We start from the raw sequence: 18,148 nt of genomic DNA on the forward strand, positions 1-18,148 counted from the left end.
TGCTGCTCGTGCCCGATCGTTGACCCTCGGATCAGAGGGTGCGCGCCTCAGCTTTCGTAGTCAATCGCGTGGCGCAGCTGTTTTTCGTATTCCAGCGCCTTGCCGGTGCCCAAAGCCACACAATTCAGGCTTTCGTCGGCAATCGACACGGCCAATCCGGTCTGTTCGCGCAGGGCCAGGTCCAGATCACCCAGCAGCGCGCCGCCACCGGTCAGCATCACGCCACGGTCCACGATGTCCGCGGCCAGATCCGGCGGGGTGGTTTCCAGCGCGGTCATCACCGCCTCGCAGATCTGCTGGACGGGTTCCGACAGAGCCTCGGCCACCTGGGCCTGGCTGATCTCGATTTCCTTGGGTACGCCGTTCAGCAGGTCGCGTCCGCGGATGTGCATCGATTGGCCGCGCCCGTCATCGGGCATCCGGGCGGTGCCGATGGTGGTCTTGATCCGCTCGGCGGTGGATTCGCCCACCAGCAGGTTCTGCTGACGGCGCAGGTACGAGATGATCGCCTCGTCCATGCGGTCGCCCCCCACGCGGACCGATCGGGCATAGACGATGTCGCCCAGCGACAGAACGGCCACCTCGGTGGTGCCGCCGCCGATATCCACGACCATGTTGCCGGTGGGATCGGTGATCGGCATCCCGGCGCCGATGGCGGCGGCAATCGGCTCGGCGATCAGACCCGCGCGGCGGGCGCCCGCCGACAGAACCGACTGACGGATCGCGCGTTTTTCAACCGGCGTTGCGCCATGCGGCACGCAGACGATGATCTTGGGCTTCGAAAAGGTCGAACGCTTGTGCACCTTGCGGATGAAATGCTTGATCATCTCTTCCGCGGTGTCGAAATCGGCGATCACCCCCTCGCGCATTGGGCGGATGGCCTCGATCGAGCCAGGAGTACGGCCCAGCATCAGCTTGGCATCTTCGCCCACGGCCAGAACCTTCTTGACCCCGTCCTTGACATGGTAGGCGACAACCGAGGGCTCCGACAGGATCACGCCGCGCCCCTTGACATAGACCAGCGTGTTGGCCGTCCCGAGGTCGATGGCCATATCCGCTGTGAACAGGCCGCCCAAACTGTCGAAGATCCCCATATTTCCCCTGATCCTGTCTGTCAGAAATTTCTACTGCCCGCGACTCGACGGTTCCGGGACGGATGACTTATAGGGTGCCAAGACGCCCGGTAAAAGGGCTGATTCCGCGTAAGTCAGCGCCTTTCCGCCTTTCTGACAGGGACTTTAGAAGGCAACATGCTCTCATATCAACACATTTACCACGCGGGAAATCTGGCGGACGTGCAAAAGCACGCTTTGTTGGCATGGATGCTGGACTACATGACCCGCAAGGACAAGCCGATCAGCTATCTCGAGACTCATTCGGGGCGGGGCTTGTATCACCTGAATGCCCCCGAGGCCGTGCAGACCGGAGAGGCAGCGGCAGGGATCGGGCGCGCGCTGAGCAACGGGTGGTTTGCCGATGATCACCCGCTGGCACGCGCGTTGCACTCGGTTCAGGCGCAGTTTGGCGAAACGGCCTATCCCGGATCGCCGCTGATTGCGGCAAGCCTGCTGCGTCCGCAGGACAGTCTGCATTTCGCCGAGCTTCACCCGCAGGAATACGCGGCGCTGAACCAGGCTCTGACTGGGCGCGGTGCCAAGACGTACAGACAGGACGGGTTCGAGCTGGCTCAGTCGGTTCTGCCGCCCACACCTCGGCGCGGGATGATGCTGATTGACCCCAGCTACGAGGTAAAGGCGGATTATGGCCGCCTGCCTGGGCTGATCGCCAAGTTGCACCGCAAGTGGAACGTGGGCCTCATTGCCCTGTGGTACCCGATCCTGAAGGACGATCGGCACGTTTCGATGGTGTCGGCACTGAAGAGCCTGGATCTTCCCAAAACGTTCGTGCACGAAGTTCGGTTTCCGCCTGCGCGGAAGGGGCACCGGATGATCGGTTCGGGCATGTTCGTGGTCAATGCACCCTTCGGGATCGAAGACGAGGCGGCGCGTCTTTCCGACCTGTTCGCAAAGATCTGACGGCGCTTCAGGGGCGATGGTCTCCCGCCCCGTCTGACAGCATCAAAGATGCCGCCAAACGTGTTGGGCCCGGCACCGCGCCTTGGGAGCGGTGCCAGGCCCAAGGCCGTCAGGCTGCGCGGCGAAGCCGGGCTGCCGCGGGCGCGGGAGCCCTGCCTGCCATTTCTGATCAGGTCAGATCCTTGTAGCTGATCTCGCGTGCATCCGCGCCCGGGCCGGCCTTTTCGCGGCGCATGATCAAGCGGTTCAGCGCGCTGATATAGGCCTTGGCCGACGCCACCACGGTATCCGTGTTCGCGGATTGGCCCGTGGCGATCATGCCGTCTTCCTCCAGACGGACGGAAACGGTTGCCTGTGCGTCGGTGCCTTCGGTCACGGCATGCACTTGGTACAGCTGCAGATGCGCCTTGTTCGGGTAGATCACTCGGATCGCCTTGAAGGTGGCGTCGACCGGCCCGTCCCCGTGCTCGGTGGCGATGACATCCTTGCCGTCGACCTCCAGTTCGACCGTGGCTTCGGCCTGACCGCCGGTGCCGCAGGTGACTTTCATCGAGACCAGCTGCAGGTGGTCGTTGGTCGCGTCATCAGCGCTCATCAGCGCGATCAGGTCGTCGTCGAACACCTCTTTCTTGCGGTCGGCCAGTTCCTTGAACCGCACGAAGATGTCCTTGAGCTGGTTGTCCCCGACCTCGTAGCCGAGTGTCTCCAGCTTGTCGCGCAGCGCGGCCCGGCCCGAATGCTTGCCCAGCGGAAGCGAGGTGCCCGAAAGGCCTATATCCTCGGGGCGCATGATCTCGAAATTCTCGCGGTTCTTCAGCATGCCATCCTGATGGATGCCGCTTTCATGCGCAAAGGCGTTTTTGCCGACGATCGCCTTGTTGAACTGCACCGGAAAGCCCGAAACCGTCGCCACCCTGCGCGAGATATGCATGATCTTGGTGGTGTCGATGCCCGTTTTCCACGGCATGATGTCATTGCGGGTACGCAGGGCCATCACGACCTCTTCCAGCGCGGTATTGCCCGCGCGTTCGCCCAGGCCGTTGATCGTGCATTCGATCTGCCGTGCGCCGCCGGCAACCGCGGCCAGGGCGTTTGCGGTCGCCATGCCCAGATCGTTGTGGCAATGGGTGGCAAAGATCACCTCGTCGGCGCCCGGAACGGTTTCGATCAACCTGCGGATCAGATCGGCCGACTCCGCCGGAGCAGTATAGCCCACCGTATCGGGAATGTTGATCGTGGTCGCGCCGGCCTTGATCGCAATCTCGATCACGCGGCACAGATAGTCCCATTCGGTCCGGGTCGCATCCATCGGCGACCATTGCACGTCTTCGCACAGGTTGCGGGCGTGGCTGACGGTCTCGTGGATCTTTTCGGCCATCTCGTCCTGAGTCAGGTTCGGAATGGCCCGGTGCAGTGGTGAGGTGCCGATGAAGGTGTGGATCCGGTTCTTCTCGGCGTGTTTCACCGCCTCCCAGCAGCGGTCGATATCGGCGAAATTCGCACGGGCCAGGCCGCAGATGCGGGCGTTCTTGGCGCGCTGCGCGATTTCCGACACGGCCTTGAAATCCCCCTCGGAAGCGATTGGAAAGCCGGCCTCGATGATGTCGACGCCCATGTCGTCCAGCAGCTCGGCGATTTCCAGCTTTTCGTCATGGGTCATGGTTGCGCCGGGGCTTTGCTCGCCGTCGCGCAAAGTGGTGTCAAAGATCAAGACGCGGTCTTGGTCGGTCACGTTGGTCATGGGGGTCACTTTCTTGTCTGTCCTAAAGCCATTGGCGCGCAGGCGTCCTCCTCTGAGCGGGCGCGCCGGATGGCACGCTCAGAGGCGGATTAGGATCAGTAGGCCACGCAGGGACGCGCCACGGGCGGTGGCGTCGAACGAGGGGATATCTGCGCGGTTGATCATGGGTTCGAGGTTATACACCCCGAACCGGGAATGAAAAGAAGGAAAATGTGCGGCCGTCCGATTTCGCGAAAGGATCGGAAACGGGGATTGATTGCGCAGGCAACTCCGCTAGCTGGAGAGCGATGAGAAATGCTTTGGTCATAGGTGCAAGCGGCGGGATCGGCCGGGCCGTCTGCAATGAGCTTCTGTCGCGGTCGGTTCATGTCGTCGGTCTGTCGCGGTCGGAAAACGGGCTGGATTTGATGCAGCCGGAACTGGCCGACGAGATGCTGGGCCGTGTCGAAGGGCCGTTCGACCTTGTTCTGGTGGCATCCGGTGCGCTCGAGATCGACGGGGCGGAACCGGAAAAGACTATTCGGGCGGTTTCGGCCAAGGCCATGATGGATCAATTCGCCCTGAACGCGGTGGGACCGGCTCTGGTGCTGAAACACGCGCATCGCCTGTTGCCGCGCAACGGTCGGTCGGTGTTCGCGGTACTGTCGGCACGTGTGGGCTCGATCGGGGATAATCGTCTGGGCGGTTGGGTCAGTTATCGCGCGGCCAAGGCGGCGGTGAACCAGATCGTGCATACGGCCGCAATCGAACTGGCCCGAACCCACAAGGATGCGATCTGCGTTGCCCTGCACCCCGGAACGGTCAAGACCCCGTTCACGCAGAAATACCTGGGCCGGCACCCTGCGGTCCCGCCGGATGAGGCGGCGAGCAACCTGATGCAGGTTGTCGATGGTCTACGTCCCGAGCAGACAGGGCAGTTCTTCGACTGGGCCGGAAAGCCGGTGCCATGGTGACGTTCTACCCGTCCGACGGGGCGGCATCCGGGTCCGTTTCGGCCTCGGGCGCTTGCGGTTCAGCCTCGGTCGGCTGTTCGGCGCCGGATTCGGTCAGCGCGCCGTTTTCCCAGGTGCCTGTTTCTTCTTCCCCGTTGGCATAGCGCATCGTGCCGCTGCCCTGACGCTTGCCATTGACGAAATTGCCTTCGTACACGTCGCCGTTGGGGTAGGTCGCAACGCCAAATCCGGTGATCTTGCCCTCGGACCACGCGCCCGAATATTTGAACCCGTTGGGCATCACCACCTCGCCCTGGCCGTGGCGCTGGCCGTTCAGGAAATCGCCGGTGTATACGGTGCCGTCGGCATAGGTCGCCTTGCCCTTGCCCTGGCGCACGCCGTCCACCCAGTCTCCGTCATAGCTGGACCCGTCGGCGCGGGTCAGAACACCCTTTCCGTGAGTGCGGGCGTTTTTGAACTGGCCTTTATAGATCGTGCCGTTGGCATAGGTGGCGGTACCCCGGCCTTCGATTACCCCGGCAACCCAGTCGCCTTCGTACGAGGAGCCGTCGGGATAGGTGATGCGCCCTTGCCCGTCGGCCAGATCTGCTTTGAAATCGCCGACATAGACCGACCCGTCGGGATAGGTCGCCTCGCCCAGCCCGTGAATCTGGCCGTCCTTCCATTCGCCCGAATAGACATATCCGTCGGTGCCCGTGTAGGTGCCCTTGCCGTCGCGCCGGTCATCGTCGAATTCGCCTTCGTAGATGTCACCATTGGCATAGGTCACCTTGCCCGCGCCCTGACGCCGGCCGTCGGCTAGCGGGCCTTCGTAAACGTCTCCGTTAGGCTGGGTCAGGCGTCCGGTTCCGTTGATCCGGTCCTCGGACCATTCACCTGCATAGATCATCCCGTCGGGCATCGTCAGCGTGCCCTGACCGTCGCGCTGCCCGGCCTTGATGTCGCCCTCGTAAACGGCGCCATCGGCATAGGTGATCTTGGCCTTGCCCTGGCGCACGCCATCGACCCAGTCGCCGTCATAGACATAGCCTCCGGGGTCGGTCATCACGCCCTTGCCATGATGTTGCGCGTTTTTGAACCCGCCCTCGTAACGTATGCCGTTGGCATAGGTCACGACACCGGTGCCGTTGATCGCGCCGTCCACCCATTCGCCTTCGTAGGTGCCGCCATCGGCGAAGGTGATCTTGCCCTTGCCGTGGGGCCGGCCCTTGACGAAGTCGCCCTCGTAGACCGAGCCGTTGGCGTAGCGCGCGATCCCTTTGCCCTGGATCTCGCCTTCGACCCATTCGCCGGTATACTCGAACCCGTCCGGCAGCCGGTAGGTGCCTGTGCCGTGGCGCAGACCGTTTTCGAAGGTGCCCTCGTAGACACCGCCCACGTCGTCATCGGCAACGATGACCTGGCCCTGCTGCGCCAGAGACTGGCCGGCCACACCCATCGCGGCGATGGCAATCGAATTCCTGAGAAGCTTCATCTGGGTCCCGCCTGCCCGGTTGTCATCTGTTGGGTTCGCTCGTGCAAAACTATGACACAGCATCCGGTCGGGCAACGGGTTTTGCCGCTATGGCCTTTCACTTGCGGCCCGATCTGCTAAATGCCTTGGCAGGTGACGAGGGCAAGAGGGCAAACATGGCCGACCATTTCCGCATCACGCTGGCACAGCTGAACCCAACGGTGGGCGACATCGCGGGCAACGTAGCCAAGGCCCGGGCGGCGTGGGAGCAGGGCTGTGCGGCGGGCGCCGATCTGGTCGCACTGCCCGAGATGTTCGTCACCGGCTACAACACGCAGGACTTGGTGCAGAAGCCTGCCTTTCACGCCGCCGCCATGGACGCGTTGCGGCAACTGGCCAAAGACTGCGCGAACGGGCCGGCCATGGCCATCGGCGGGCCCTGGGTCGAGGACGGCAAGCTCTACAACGCCTATCTGATCCTCAATCAGGGGCGGATCGTCAGCAAGGTATTCAAGCATCACCTGCCCAATGAAACGGTGTTCGACGAAGTGCGCCTGTTCGATGCCGGGCCGCTGGGCGGGCCCTATGCCGTAGGCAACACCCGGATCGGCAGCCCGATCTGCGAGGATGGTTGGCACGAGGACGTGGCCGAGACGCTGGCCGAGACCGGCGCCGAGTTCCTGCTGATCCCCAACGGGTCCCCATATTTCCGCGACAAATACGATGTGCGCCTTAACCAGATGGTCGCGCGCGTGGTCGAGACAGGTTTGCCTGTGATCTATCTGAACATGGTCGGTGGGCAGGACGACCAGGTGTTTGACGGGGGCAGCTTTGGCCTGAATCCCGGCGGGGCGCTGGCCTTCCGCATGCCGGTTTTCGACGAGGCGGTGACTCATGTCGATCTTCAGCGCGGCGAACAGGGCTGGACCATCGCGCCGGGCGCGGTCGCGGAACAGCCCGACACGTGGGAGCAGGACTATCGCGCTATGGTGCAGGCGCTGCGCGACTACATGGCCAAGACCGGGTTTTCCAAGGCGTTGCTGGGCCTGTCGGGCGGGGTCGATTCTGCGTTGGTGGCCACAATCGCCGTCGATGCGCTGGGGGCTGAAAACGTGCGCTGCGTGATGCTGCCGTCGGAATATACCAGTGCCGCGTCGCTCGAGGACGCCGAGGCCGTCGCCAAGGCGCTGGGCGTGCAGTACGATTATGTGCCGATCAGCCAATCGCGCGCCGCCGTGACCGAGACCTTGGCGCCGCTGTTCGCGGGTCGACCGGCCGACATTGCCGAGGAGAACATCCAGTCCCGTCTGCGCGGTCTGCTGCTGATGGCGATCTCGAACAAGTTCGGCGAGATGCTGCTGACCACCGGCAACAAATCCGAGGTCGCCGTGGGCTATGCCACGATCTATGGCGACATGAATGGCGGCTACAACCCGATCAAGGATCTGTACAAGACACGGGTGTTCGAAACCTGCCGCTGGCGCAATGCCAATCACCGCGACTGGATGAAAGGGCCGGGGGGCGAGGTCATCCGCTCCTCGGTCATCGACAAGCCGCCCAGTGCCGAGCTGCGCGAGGATCAGAAGGACAGCGACAGCCTGCCTGACTATCCGGTGCTGGATGGCATTCTTGAGATTCTCGTGGATCGGGACGGTTCGATCGCCGATTGCGTCGCCGCCGGGTTCGACGAGGCCGATGCCCGCCGGGTCGAGCATCTGATCTACATCAGCGAATACAAGAGATTCCAGTCGGCGCCGGGCACCCGGCTAACCAAACGGGCCTTCTGGTTGGACCGGCGCTATCCGATCGTGAACCGCTGGCGGGATCGCGGGTGAGCCGCACGCCCGGGATGAGTCTTGGGCGGCAAAATGCACAGTTTAGTTTTGCGAAAAGAAACAATGTCATCTGAATATCCATCATTGTGTGTTTTGTTGGCCGGATAGAGGCTTTGGCCCCGCAGATCCTTGCTGCGATGACATCTTTTCGACATAATTTGGTACAGGTCCTGCCTTGATTGGCCGTTTCGGCCGCGTGCATCTTGAAAGACAGGGCCGCTGGTAAAGCATCCGTGGTGGGGTGCCGAACGTTAGTTGGTTGGTGTTGAGATGTTTAACGATTATGACAAGCCGCTGCATGCTCCTTTGCAGTACAAAGCGATGAAGTCGCCGCCGCAAGATTTGGATGTGGCGGACGTGGATGCCTCGATCGCGGATATTTTGCAAAAGGAACGGCGCCGAATGCCGGCCGCAGCGATCAAGCGCCCGGAATTTCCTGATCTGCGTGCCGACGAGGAACCCGACGATGGGCAGTCCGCGCCGAGCCTGGTGGGGACCTTTAGGCAGAAACTGGCGGAACTGGCTGGCGCGGCCTGAGCCCGGGCGGGGTGCGTCGAGACCGAGCGTTGAGAGCAGCAGAGCGGCACCCAGCAACTGTTATTGTCGAACTTCCAGCCTAGAAAAGCCCGCGCTAAGCGCGGGCAGTCCAATGGTGCGCCGTCGTTTACCCCATCATCTGATAGCTGACGGGCACGAAGCGGAAGCCTTCACCGCGCTGTTCGACGAAGCCTGCAGCCGGGAAGGGCATGTGATATCCGATCATCGGCACCTTGTCGGCGGCCAGCATGCCCAGAACCTTGCGCCGCGCCGCGGTCGCCGCAGACTTGTCCATGTCGAACCGAACCTCCCATTCGGGATGGGCGAAGGACCAGACATAGTGGTTGGCCAGATCCGCAGTCAGGATCAACCGCTGACCGTTGCTTTCCAGGTGATAGACCATATGCCCGGGCGTGTGGCCGAATGCGGCCATGGCGGTGATGCCCGGCGCGACCTCGGCGCCGTCTTCCACGAAGGTCATCTTGTCCGCCATCGGAGTGACCTTGGCGGCCACCATGTCACCGACGCGGTTTCCGGCCTCTTGCGCCGACCAGAAGTCATATTCGGTCGCGGCCGTGATATAGCGCGCGTTGGCAAAGGTCGGAGCGTCATTCGTGGTCATCCCGCCGATGTGGTCGGGGTGCATGTGGGTCAGAACCACCACGTCGATGTCATCGGGCGAAACGCCGGCATCGGCCAAGGCCTTTTGAATGCCGCCCTGGCCCAGGCCCGTGTCGAACAGGATCATTTCGCTGCCGGTGTTCACCAGCGTGGGCGTGAAGAAGAACTGGGCCTTGTCGGCAGGGATGAAGTTTTCCGCCGACACTCGGGCGAATTCCTCGTCCGAGGCGCCTCCCCCAAAGATTTCCTTGGCGCCGTCCCGTGGCAGGCTGCCGTCAAGCAGGGTCGTCACGGTGAGATCGCCCAGCATGAAGCTGCGGGCGGCGGCCGAATTGGCCATGGCCCCCGGTCCGGCGGCCAGGGCTGGTTTGACCGAGGCGGCAAGGGGCAGCGCGGCTGCGGCACCCAAAGCGGCGCGGCGGGTGAATTTCGGTGTCATTGAACTGTCTCCCTGTGTGATCACGCGTGATGAACTAGGGTGGCCGCGCGTCCCGGCAACCCCGGGCGGCGTCGGCCACCCAGCAATCGCTGGACAAAAACGCGCCCATATGACAAGAGCCGCGCCAACAGGAGACATCCATGACAACGACCCGCTTCGCCCCGTCGCCCACCGGTTACATTCATGTGGGCAACCTGCGCACCGCGCTGATGAACTATCTTATCGCCCGCAAGGCCGGCGGCACGTTCATCCTGCGCATCGACGACACCGACCCCGAGCGGTCGAAGGAGGAATATGTCGATGCGATCAAGCAGGACCTCGAGTGGCTGGGCCTGCACTGGGACCGGGTCGAGCGGCAGTCGGACCGGCTGGACCGCTATGCCGAGGCCGCCGACAAGCTGCGCGAGATCAGCCGGTTCTACGAGGCCTTCGAGACCCCGACCGAGCTGGACCTCAAGCGCAAGAAGCAGCTGAACATGGGCAAGCCGCCGGTTTATGACCGGGCCGCCCTGAACCTGTCGGAGGCCGAGAAAGAGGCGCTGCGGGCCGAGCGCGGCAACGGCGTGTGGCGGTTCAAGCTGGATCACGAGCGCATCGAATGGAAAGACGGCATCCTGGGTGACGTGTCGATCGACGCTGCCTCGGTGTCGGATCCGGTGCTGATCCGCGGCGACGGGCAGGTTCTGTACACGCTGGCTTCGGTGGTGGATGACACCGAGATGGGCGTGACGGACGTGGTGCGCGGCGCCGATCATGTCACCAACACCGCGACCCAGATCCAGATCATCAAGGCCTTGGGCGGAACCGTTCCGAACTTTGCGCACCATTCGCTTTTGACCGGCCCGCAAGGTGAGGCGCTGTCCAAACGGTTGGGGACTCTGGCGCTGCGCGATCTGCGCGAGCAGGGTGTCGAGCCGATGGCGCTGTTGAGCCTGATGGCCCGTCTGGGGTCGTCAGATCCGGTGGAACTGCGCAGCGACATGGCTGAGCTGATCGAAGGTTTCGACGTGACCCGGTTCGGGTCGGCGCCGACCAAGTTCGACGTGCAGGACCTGTTCCCGCTGACGGCCCGGTATCTGCAGACGCTACCGCTCGAGAAGGTTGCCGACGCGGTTGCCGCGGCCGGTGTGCCCGATGAACTGGCCGAACCGTTCTGGATGATGGCGCGCGAGAACATCACCACGCTGAACGACCTGAAGGGTTGGTGGGAGCTGTGCCGCGACGGGACCGAGCCGCTTATCGACGAGGAGGACCGCGAATTCGTTGCGCAGGCGATGGAATTGCTGCCCGAGGGGCCGTTTGACGGCGAGACCTGGGGCAAGTGGACGGCGGTTGTGAAAGAGGCGACCGGCCGCAAAGGCAAGGGCCTGTTCATGCCCCTGCGCAAGGCGCTGACCGGTATGGAGCGGGGGCCCGAGATGGCGGCTCTGATGCCGTTGCTGCAGGTTATCCGCGCGCGCACATAGGCCCGTGCCGTGCAGGCGTGAGTGAACTCGAACAAACGACAAGGCGGGCTCGAACTGGACCCGCCTTTGTCATGCGGCCTGAACGATCTGCGCAGCGATGCGGTTCAGGTGGGCATCCACCAGGTCGGTTTCTTCCGGGCGCAGTTGCTGGTGACGCGGATAGCGCGGCTCGGCCCGGTCGTTCAGGATTGGGGCGTTCCAGCCATCCGTCGTGTCAAAGAAATCCCGGACACCCGTTTCACCGAAGGCGCGCAGATAGCCCTGCACGACCACGTCGACATAGCTGAGCAGGATCGGATGATTCCGGTTGGGATCATTCTGCCGCTGTAGCGGGACGGCATAGACCGCGATCTCGATCTCGCGCGGCAGGGGATGGCTGACCTGCTCGGTGGCCGCGACCCGGTCATAGGCCCATTCGCGTTCATCCAGCGCGGCCCAGTCGTTCTTGGGAACATGGGCGATCATCCCGTCGATCTCGGACTGTGCGTCGGGGACCGCTGTCAGGAAGGCCACCGGGCGCAGGTCGGTGTGGCACCAGGCGCGCCGCCAGCCGCGCAGACGGGCCGGATGCGGGTCGGGGAAGTCATGTGTGGCCAGATTCACGAGGCTGCCATAGCCAAAGAAATACGGGTCAGTCATTCACGCGCTGTCCGAAGTTTCGATTGATGTATGTCAAACCGTTTTTTTGCGCTGCGTGCAATAAGGCTGCATCTTGTTTTTCGGGGGGAGGATCTCATGCGGATCACCAAACGAACGAATATCGCGGTGCGGCTGCTGATGTATTGCGCGGCCCATCCCGACCGGCTGGTGACCAAGTCGGAAATCGCCGAGGTGTGCAACATCTCGGAAAACCACCTGGCGCAGGTGATCAACCAGCTCAGCCAGCTGGGGTATCTGAGCACGCAGCGTGGCCGGAACGGCGGGATGGAACTGGGCCGCTCGGCCGATCAAATCCGGATCGGGTCGGTCTTTCGCCATGTCGAGGGCGACTTGCCGATCGCCGAATGTTTTGCGGATGCCGACAACACCTGCCCGTTGACTGATGCCTGCCGGTTGCGCCTGGCCCTGCAGGATGCGGCCGAGGTGTTTTTTGCTTCGTTGGACGAAATCACGCTGGATGCGTTGGTCTGTGACAACGATCCGTTGTTGAAGATTCTGCAGCCCGTGACTTGCGCTCGGTGATTATCAGTCACTGGCGCGCAGGATGCGCGCCGGGCTGGCGGACAGCGGGCGCAGTGCGAAGGCAAGGCCCGCCAGCAGTGTGACGATCAACCCCCCCGCCACGATCCCCAGGGCCGCGGGCCAGATGATCGTGTACCGGGTATCGAAAATGTAGGTCGCCACGGCCCACCCGCCCAGTACGCCTGCAGCCAGCGCGATGCTGCCTGCCGCCAAGCCCAGCAAGGCCGAGCGCAGCGCAAAGCTGAGTAGGATCTTTCGGCGGTCCGCGCCGATGGTCTTGAGGATCGCGGCCTCGTAGCGCCGGGCGGGTTCACCGGCGGCCGCCGCCCCGATCAGCACCAGAAACCCGGTCAGCAGCGACACGCCCGCCCCATAGGATGTGGCCGACGCCAGCCCCGCCAACAGGCCCGAGACGCGGTCGATCGCGTCGCGCACGCGGATCGCGGTGATGTTGGGGAATTGATCGGCCAAATCGCGCAGGATGGCGGCCTCGGCCCGTTCCTCGGCATAAACGGTGGCGATGAAGCTGTGCGGCGCGCCGGCCAGTGCGGCCGGGTTCATCGACATGACAAAGCCCATGCCGGCGGTCGAGAAGTCCACCTCGCGCAGCGAGGTGATCGTGGCCGTGATGTCTCGGCCCAGGATATTGACGGTCAGGGTGTCGCCCAGTTTCAGGCCCATCTCTTCGGCCTCTTCGGTGGCAAAGCTGATCTGCGGCGGGCCGGAATAGTCCGGCGCCCACCAGTCGCCTGCCGTGATGCGTGCATTCCGCGGTGAATGTTCCGAATAGGTCACGCCTCGGTCGCCTTCCAGAACCCAATGGTCTCCGGCCACCTCGTGCGCCGGGCGGCCGTTGATCCGGGTGATGATGCCGCGCAGCATCGGCGCGCTTTCCACCCGCGTAACGCCGGGATCGTTTTCCAGCCGGTCCAGAAACCCGGACATCTGGTCCTTCTGGATGTCCACGAAGAAATACGAGGGCGCCACGTCGGGCAGGTTGCCCGAGATCGCGTTGCGCAGGGTTCCGTCGATCTGGCCGACGGCTGCCAGAACCGACAGGCCCAGCCCCAGCGACAGAACGACCGGGGCCGCCCCTTCGCGCGGGTCGGAAATGGCGGCCAGTGCCCAGTGCAAGGCCGGGCGGCCTCGGGCCCGCCGGGCAGACCAGTGTGCAACCTGCTGGATGGCGAAGGCCGAAAGGGCCAGCAGCGTCAGGGCGCCAAGGAACCCTGCAGCCGTCCAGAGCGTCAGCCGCGTGGATCCGCTGAACACTGCGGCGGTGGCGATCAGTGCAGTAAGGGCCATGGCCGTGGCCAGCAGGAATGCCGGGCGCGGCAGGACCCGGGCCGCGGACAGCGCATCGCGGAACAGGGTAGCGGCACGGACGTCTTCGGTGCGGGCAAGCGGCCAGAGCGTGAATACAAGCGCGGTCAGCAGGCCATAAAGCGCGGCCTCGAACAGCGGCTGGGGATAGAGCGCGAATACCGCAGGAACGGGAAGGCGGCTCTCGATCACCGGGGCCAGCAGAACCGGTGCCAAACCGCCCAGCAAGGCGCCGGCGGCGATTCCGAAGACCGACAGAACGCCAATCTGGATCAGGTAGGTCTGAAAGATCGTGGCCCGGTCGGCGCCTAGGATTCGCAGCGTGGCGATGGTTTCGATCTTGCGGGCAAGATAGGCGCGCACCGCGGCCGAGACGCCGATACCACCCACTGCCAGCCCGGACAGGCCGACCAGTACGAGGAACGCGCCCAGACGCGCCACGAATTCAGCAATGCCCGGCGCCCCGTTGCGCGCATCTGTCCAGCGCATACCGGACCCGTCCAGGACCTGCGCCGCTTGCGCCGATACCGCGGCCAGATCCGCTTGGGGCGGCAGGTCGAGCCGGTACTTGGTGGAAAACAGCGTGCCGGGTTGCAGCAGGCCAGAGGCGCGCAGATCCCGCGTGCGGACAAGGGTCCGCGGGCCCAGCGTGAACCCGTCGCCAGCGGCATCGGGTTCGTGGATCAAGGCGGCGGTCAGGATGAATTCCTGGGTTCCCAGCGCAAAACGGTCGCCGATAGCCAGACCTAGCCGTTCGATCAGAACCGGATCCATCACAGCACCGGGACGGGTGCCTTCACCATCGAGCGCGCGGGAGAGCGAGATATCGGGATTCAGGACAACCGTGCCGATCAGGGGATAGGTGTCGTCTACCGCCTTGACCTGCGTCAGTCCGCGCATGGGGTCGGGCCCGTTTCGGGTCACGGCCATCGAGCGGAAATCGACTACCTCGGACACCTCCGCCGCGGTGCGTTCCATCCATGCGCGCTCGGCATCATCGGCAAAGCGATAGGTCAGCTCGATCTGCGCGTCGCCCCCTAAAAGGGCCGCGCCCTCTTGCGTCAGGCCGGTTTGAATGGCTTGGCGGACGGACCCCACCGCGGCAATCGCCGCCACGCCCAGGGTCAGACACGCCAGGAATACCCGGAATCCGTTCAGCCCGCCGCGCAATTCGCGCCGGGCCAGCCGCGCGGCCTGACTCAGGCTCATTCCGCGGCCTCTTGCGCGGTATCTTCGTTGATGCGGCCGTCGCGCAGGTGCACGACCCGGTCGCATCTGGCGGCCAGACTTCGGCTGTGGGTGACAAGGATCAGCGTCGCGCCGTGGCGGTCGCGCAGGCCGAACAGCAGATCGACGATCGCGGCGCCGTTGGCTTCGTCCAGGTTGCCGGTGGGCTCGTCCGCCAGTAGAATCCGCGGGCGCGGCGCCGATGCGCGGGCCAGGGCGACCCGCTGCTGCTCGCCCCCGGACAACTGCGCAGGGTAGTGATCGCGCCGGTGCGACAGGCCCACCGCGTCCAGCTCGGCCTCGGCCCGGACAAAGGCATCGCGGTGGCCGGCCAGTTCCAACGGTGTGGCGACGTTTTCCAAAGCGGTCATGGTCGGGATCAGGTGGAAATTCTGAAAGACGACACCCATTGCATCACGGCGGAAGCGGGCCAGCACGTCTTCGTCCATCGTGGTCAGGTCGTGCCCCAGCGCCGTAACTCGGCCCGCCGAGGCCCGTTCGAGCCCCCCCATCAGCATTAGCAGAGACGACTTGCCCGATCCGGACGGGCCGATCAGGCCCAGAGACTCGCCCCGGCCTACCGAAAGGGAGATGTCGTGCAGGATTTCGATGGGTCCGGCATTGCCATTCAGCGTCAAAGCGGCATTTTCAAGGGTCAGAACGGGTGTAGTCATCGGGCAATCCGGCTGGAGCGATTTAGATGGGATATGGAGCGATGCGGAATTTGCGCAAGGTGCTGACGGCGGGCGCATTTGCCGTTTGCGGCTTTGCGGCCACAGCCGAGCAGGTCGTCATCGCGGCGCTGGGGGATTCGCTGACGCAGGGTTATGGGCTGATCGAGCAGGACGGGTTCGTACCGCAGTTGACCCGCTGGTTGCGGGAACGCGGCGTTGAGGCGCGGGTGATCAATGCCGGGGTCTCGGGCGATACCACGGCGGGCGGCGCGGCGCGGGTCGACTGGACTCTGACGCCGGATGTCGACGCCATGATCGTCGCGCTGGGCGGCAACGACCTGTTGCGAGGGATCGAGCCGCAAGTGTCGCGCACCAATCTCGAGCGCATTCTGCAGACGGCCCAGGCCGCGGGCGTTCCGGTTCTACTGATCGGCATGCAGGCGCCGGGCAATTACGGGGCGGACTACAAAGACGCGTTCAACGCCATCTATCCGGAGCTGGCCCAACAATACGGCACCATCTTTGCGCCCAGTTTTTTTGCCGGGCTGTCGGCTGGGGGCGACCCGGGCGCGGCCCGGGCATACATGCAGCCCGATGGCATTCATCCCAACTCTCGAGGGGTGGCGTTGATCGTGGAAAACCTTGGCCCGAGGGTTCTGGAGCTGGTCGAAGCCGTCAAAGAGGATCGCTAGAAAGTTCGCGCGGGCTTTCTGATGCACCGACGTTTCAGTACTGATTGCCTTGTGCTGCTTGGTCGTGAAATACGGATGGAACGTGTTTGGTGCGGCCATTGCACGGTCGGCCATCCTGCCTATATGCATTCGAGAAGTTGAATATGGGAGCCGGAATGGCTGACAAGACATTGACCTGTCTGGAATGCGGTCAACTCAACCGCGTACTCACAGAAAAACTGGCGGCCGGTCCTAAATGCGGGACCTGTGGCGCTGCGTTGGTTCCGCGCAAGGCGGTCGAAGTGGACCCGGCCATATTGGAGAAGGCGGCAAAACATGACGACCTGCCGTTGGTGGTCGATTTCTGGGCGCCGTGGTGCGGACCCTGCCGCATGATGGCACCCGAGTTCTCGAAAGCGGCCGACACGCTGGCCGGGCAGGCCCGGTTGGTCAAGCTGGACACTCAGAAACACCAATCCGCCGGTGCGCGGTATCGGATCCGGGGTATCCCGACGATGGTGGAGTTTCAGCGGGGGAAAGAGACCAAGCGGCAGTCCGGCGCGATGCGGGGCGGGCAGATCGTGGCTTGGGTAAAGGGATAGGGTGGGCTTGAGCGCCCACCCTTAGGGTCTTACACCAGTTCGATATTGTCGGCGCTTTCGCGGCCGTCACGGCCCGAACGCAGCTCGTACGTCACTTTCTGGTTGTCGGCCAGGCCGGTCAGGCCCGAACGCTCGACGGACGAGATGTGCACGAACACGTCCTTGCCGCCTGTTTCGGGTGCGATGAAGCCGTAGCCTTTGGTGGTGTTGAACCATTTCACGGTGCCTGCGGGCATTCCGTAGTCTCCTGTTTTGGTGCTGCCCGCGGAAGTGCGGCAGCCTGGCGTCGTTGTCTGTATCGATAGACTGAACGCCGAAAACGGAGACAGTAGGTCGAAGTAGAAAAACGTAAGCTTGTTGTATATGGCACTGCCCGGGTCAGGTGACAAGGGCGATTGTCACCACGACCGGGGCGAACATGTCGGGATCAAAACCGCCAATAGTCCAGAATCGGTGCAAGAATCCGATTCAGTTCGTCGGCGGTTTCCGGCTTGAGCTCATTTTTCCACTGCCCGCTTTTGCCCGAACGTTTGTGTTCCAGCTTTGGCGCGCCTTTCTGGATGGGGCTTGCAAAATTCGACAGTTTTTCAATGCTTTCCTCGCTCAGGTCGATCTCAAGATAGTCGGTGACCTTGCGCAGGAAGACATCCGTGTGTTGCGAGAACTCGTCGTATGTCAAGAACAAGGCATCCGGAACCGTCTCGGCGAGTTCTCGGTACTCCGTGAACAACGGCAGAATCCACTCGTGTGCTTGCCTGAGCACATATGCGTCGATTCCTTCCTCGGACAACTTGGCGCGCTTCTCCAAGAATTTCTCGCGAGCCTTGGTGTTCAGGGGTTCCGGATGAGTATACGCCCATGAATAAAAGGAAGAAACAAGGACGTCGCGCGGATCACGAAAGAAGAAAATGTGCTTGAAGTTCTCCCGGCCGGGAAACTCTACAGGAAATCGGAGCGGGCCGTAGATTTCGCCGTATTGCCGGAAGAGCATATCGTAGTTCTGCGGAAGGAATTTGCGGATGTGAAGGCCCGCCGAGTCAACCGCATCGCCCAGTTCCCAATACGCACTGGCGTAGTTGAAGGTTTCATATTCGCTTTGATCTGCAAGCTCTTCCAACAGGGCGGTGACGAAGGTCGAAGCACACTTATGCGTGGTGAAGAATAGAAAAGACTTGTGTGTCTTTGGTCGGTTGTTCGCCTCCAAGACCCGCTCCTTGGCGGCTAGGAAAAGCTCTTGTTCCTGCATCGGCGGCTCGATGGGTGTCGGATCTTCATCAACGGAACGATGCAGTTTTTCGAACAGTTTCTTCAATTTCAACCTCGTCTGGGCCTGGCAGCAATGGGAAAAGCCAGTTGTCTTGCGTAATGGCGGCTATTTGTTCAGTTTA

Annotated in this window: 17 protein-coding genes; 8 read left to right on the forward strand and 9 right to left on the reverse strand. The window is 63.1% G+C overall.

Annotated features, from left to right (window positions below; all coding sequences use genetic code 11):
* Positions 1 to 47 precede the first annotated feature (47 nt).
* Positions 48 to 1,094, reverse strand: a complete 1,047-nt coding sequence (locus tag AC2FNS_RS08935) for a rod shape-determining protein (protein WP_093963423.1) — start codon at positions 1,092 to 1,094, stop codon at positions 48 to 50.
* A 156-nt stretch (positions 1,095 to 1,250) separates the two neighbouring features.
* Here AC2FNS_RS08935 and AC2FNS_RS08940 point away from each other — a divergent pair, with 156 nt between their 5' ends.
* A complete protein-coding gene (locus tag AC2FNS_RS08940) occupies positions 1,251 to 2,036 on the forward strand; it encodes a 23S rRNA (adenine(2030)-N(6))-methyltransferase RlmJ (RefSeq protein ID WP_496711673.1) in 786 nt (261 codons plus the stop codon).
* A gap of 169 nt (positions 2,037 to 2,205) precedes the next feature.
* On the opposite strand, the gene AC2FNS_RS08945 is transcribed toward AC2FNS_RS08940, so the two are convergent.
* Entirely contained in the window at positions 2,206 to 3,777 is a 1,572-nt protein-coding gene (locus tag AC2FNS_RS08945; protein ID WP_260064196.1) for a 2-isopropylmalate synthase, read from the reverse strand.
* A gap of 287 nt (positions 3,778 to 4,064) precedes the next feature.
* Here AC2FNS_RS08945 and AC2FNS_RS08950 point away from each other — a divergent pair, with 287 nt between their 5' ends.
* The gene (locus tag AC2FNS_RS08950) at positions 4,065 to 4,730 is read left to right on the forward strand and encodes an SDR family NAD(P)-dependent oxidoreductase (protein ID WP_496711674.1); all 666 of its coding nucleotides are present in this window, start codon (positions 4,065 to 4,067) and stop codon (positions 4,728 to 4,730) included.
* Positions 4,731 to 4,734: 4 nt separating this feature from the next.
* Here the strand turns inward: AC2FNS_RS08950 and AC2FNS_RS08955 are convergent, their stop codons facing one another.
* The gene (locus AC2FNS_RS08955; RefSeq protein WP_496711675.1) at positions 4,735 to 6,204 is read right to left on the reverse strand and encodes a 2-isopropylmalate synthase; all 1,470 of its coding nucleotides are present in this window, start codon (positions 6,202 to 6,204) and stop codon (positions 4,735 to 4,737) included.
* A 155-nt stretch (positions 6,205 to 6,359) separates the two neighbouring features.
* Between AC2FNS_RS08955 and AC2FNS_RS08960 the strand changes: the two genes are divergently transcribed.
* Entirely contained in the window at positions 6,360 to 8,018 is a 1,659-nt protein-coding gene (locus tag AC2FNS_RS08960) for an NAD+ synthase (RefSeq protein ID WP_496711676.1), read from the forward strand.
* A 270-nt stretch (positions 8,019 to 8,288) separates the two neighbouring features.
* Positions 8,289 to 8,555 (forward strand): hypothetical protein, encoded by a 267-nt coding sequence (locus AC2FNS_RS08965; protein ID WP_496711677.1) that lies wholly within the window; start codon positions 8,289 to 8,291, stop codon positions 8,553 to 8,555.
* Positions 8,556 to 8,682: 127 nt separating this feature from the next.
* On the opposite strand, the gene AC2FNS_RS08970 is transcribed toward AC2FNS_RS08965, so the two are convergent.
* Positions 8,683 to 9,615 carry an MBL fold metallo-hydrolase gene (locus AC2FNS_RS08970; RefSeq protein ID WP_496711678.1) on the reverse strand — a complete coding sequence of 311 codons (933 nt, stop codon included), beginning with the start codon at positions 9,613 to 9,615 and terminating at the stop codon, positions 8,683 to 8,685.
* A gap of 140 nt (positions 9,616 to 9,755) precedes the next feature.
* Here AC2FNS_RS08970 and gltX point away from each other — a divergent pair, with 140 nt between their 5' ends.
* Entirely contained in the window at positions 9,756 to 11,081 is a 1,326-nt protein-coding gene (gene gltX / locus AC2FNS_RS08975; protein ID WP_496711679.1) for a glutamate--tRNA ligase, read from the forward strand.
* A gap of 69 nt (positions 11,082 to 11,150) precedes the next feature.
* Here gltX and AC2FNS_RS08980 read toward each other — a convergent pair whose 3' ends face one another.
* Positions 11,151 to 11,720, reverse strand: coding sequence for a gamma-glutamylcyclotransferase family protein (locus AC2FNS_RS08980; RefSeq protein WP_496711680.1), 570 nt, complete (start codon positions 11,718 to 11,720; stop codon positions 11,151 to 11,153).
* Between the two features lie 96 nt (positions 11,721 to 11,816).
* Between AC2FNS_RS08980 and AC2FNS_RS08985 the strand changes: the two genes are divergently transcribed.
* Positions 11,817 to 12,263, forward strand: coding sequence for an RrF2 family transcriptional regulator (locus AC2FNS_RS08985; protein ID WP_496688149.1), 447 nt, complete (start codon positions 11,817 to 11,819; stop codon positions 12,261 to 12,263).
* A 3-nt stretch (positions 12,264 to 12,266) separates the two neighbouring features.
* On the opposite strand, the gene AC2FNS_RS08990 is transcribed toward AC2FNS_RS08985, so the two are convergent.
* Together AC2FNS_RS08990 and AC2FNS_RS08995 are read right to left on the reverse strand one after the other, a co-directional pair.
* The gene (locus AC2FNS_RS08990) at positions 12,267 to 14,795 is read right to left on the reverse strand and encodes an ABC transporter permease (protein WP_496711681.1); all 2,529 of its coding nucleotides are present in this window, start codon (positions 14,793 to 14,795) and stop codon (positions 12,267 to 12,269) included.
* The gene (locus AC2FNS_RS08995; RefSeq protein ID WP_496711682.1) at positions 14,792 to 15,487 is read right to left on the reverse strand and encodes an ABC transporter ATP-binding protein; all 696 of its coding nucleotides are present in this window, start codon (positions 15,485 to 15,487) and stop codon (positions 14,792 to 14,794) included. The genes AC2FNS_RS08990 and AC2FNS_RS08995 overlap by 4 nt, the downstream gene beginning before the upstream one ends.
* Before the next feature lie 41 nt (positions 15,488 to 15,528).
* Between AC2FNS_RS08995 and AC2FNS_RS09000 the strand changes: the two genes are divergently transcribed.
* Both AC2FNS_RS09000 and AC2FNS_RS09005 read left to right on the forward strand, forming a co-directional pair.
* Positions 15,529 to 16,179: an arylesterase gene (locus AC2FNS_RS09000; RefSeq protein ID WP_496711683.1), complete on the forward strand. Its 651-nt coding sequence runs from the start codon at positions 15,529 to 15,531 to the stop codon at positions 16,177 to 16,179.
* A 155-nt stretch (positions 16,180 to 16,334) separates the two neighbouring features.
* On the forward strand, positions 16,335 to 16,760 hold the full coding sequence (locus AC2FNS_RS09005; RefSeq protein WP_496711684.1) for a thioredoxin domain-containing protein: 426 nt from the start codon (positions 16,335 to 16,337) through the stop codon (positions 16,758 to 16,760).
* 29 nt (positions 16,761 to 16,789) lie between these two features.
* Here the strand turns inward: AC2FNS_RS09005 and AC2FNS_RS09010 are convergent, their stop codons facing one another.
* Positions 16,790 to 16,996: a cold-shock protein gene (locus AC2FNS_RS09010; protein WP_149777124.1), complete on the reverse strand. Its 207-nt coding sequence runs from the start codon at positions 16,994 to 16,996 to the stop codon at positions 16,790 to 16,792.
* A 191-nt stretch (positions 16,997 to 17,187) separates the two neighbouring features.
* Positions 17,188 to 18,072 carry a sulfotransferase domain-containing protein gene (locus tag AC2FNS_RS09015; protein WP_496711685.1) on the reverse strand — a complete coding sequence of 295 codons (885 nt, stop codon included), beginning with the start codon at positions 18,070 to 18,072 and terminating at the stop codon, positions 17,188 to 17,190.
* Positions 18,073 to 18,148: the final 76 nt, after the last annotated feature.

It is taken from the genome of Ruegeria sp. BHSA191 (assembly GCF_059613325.1).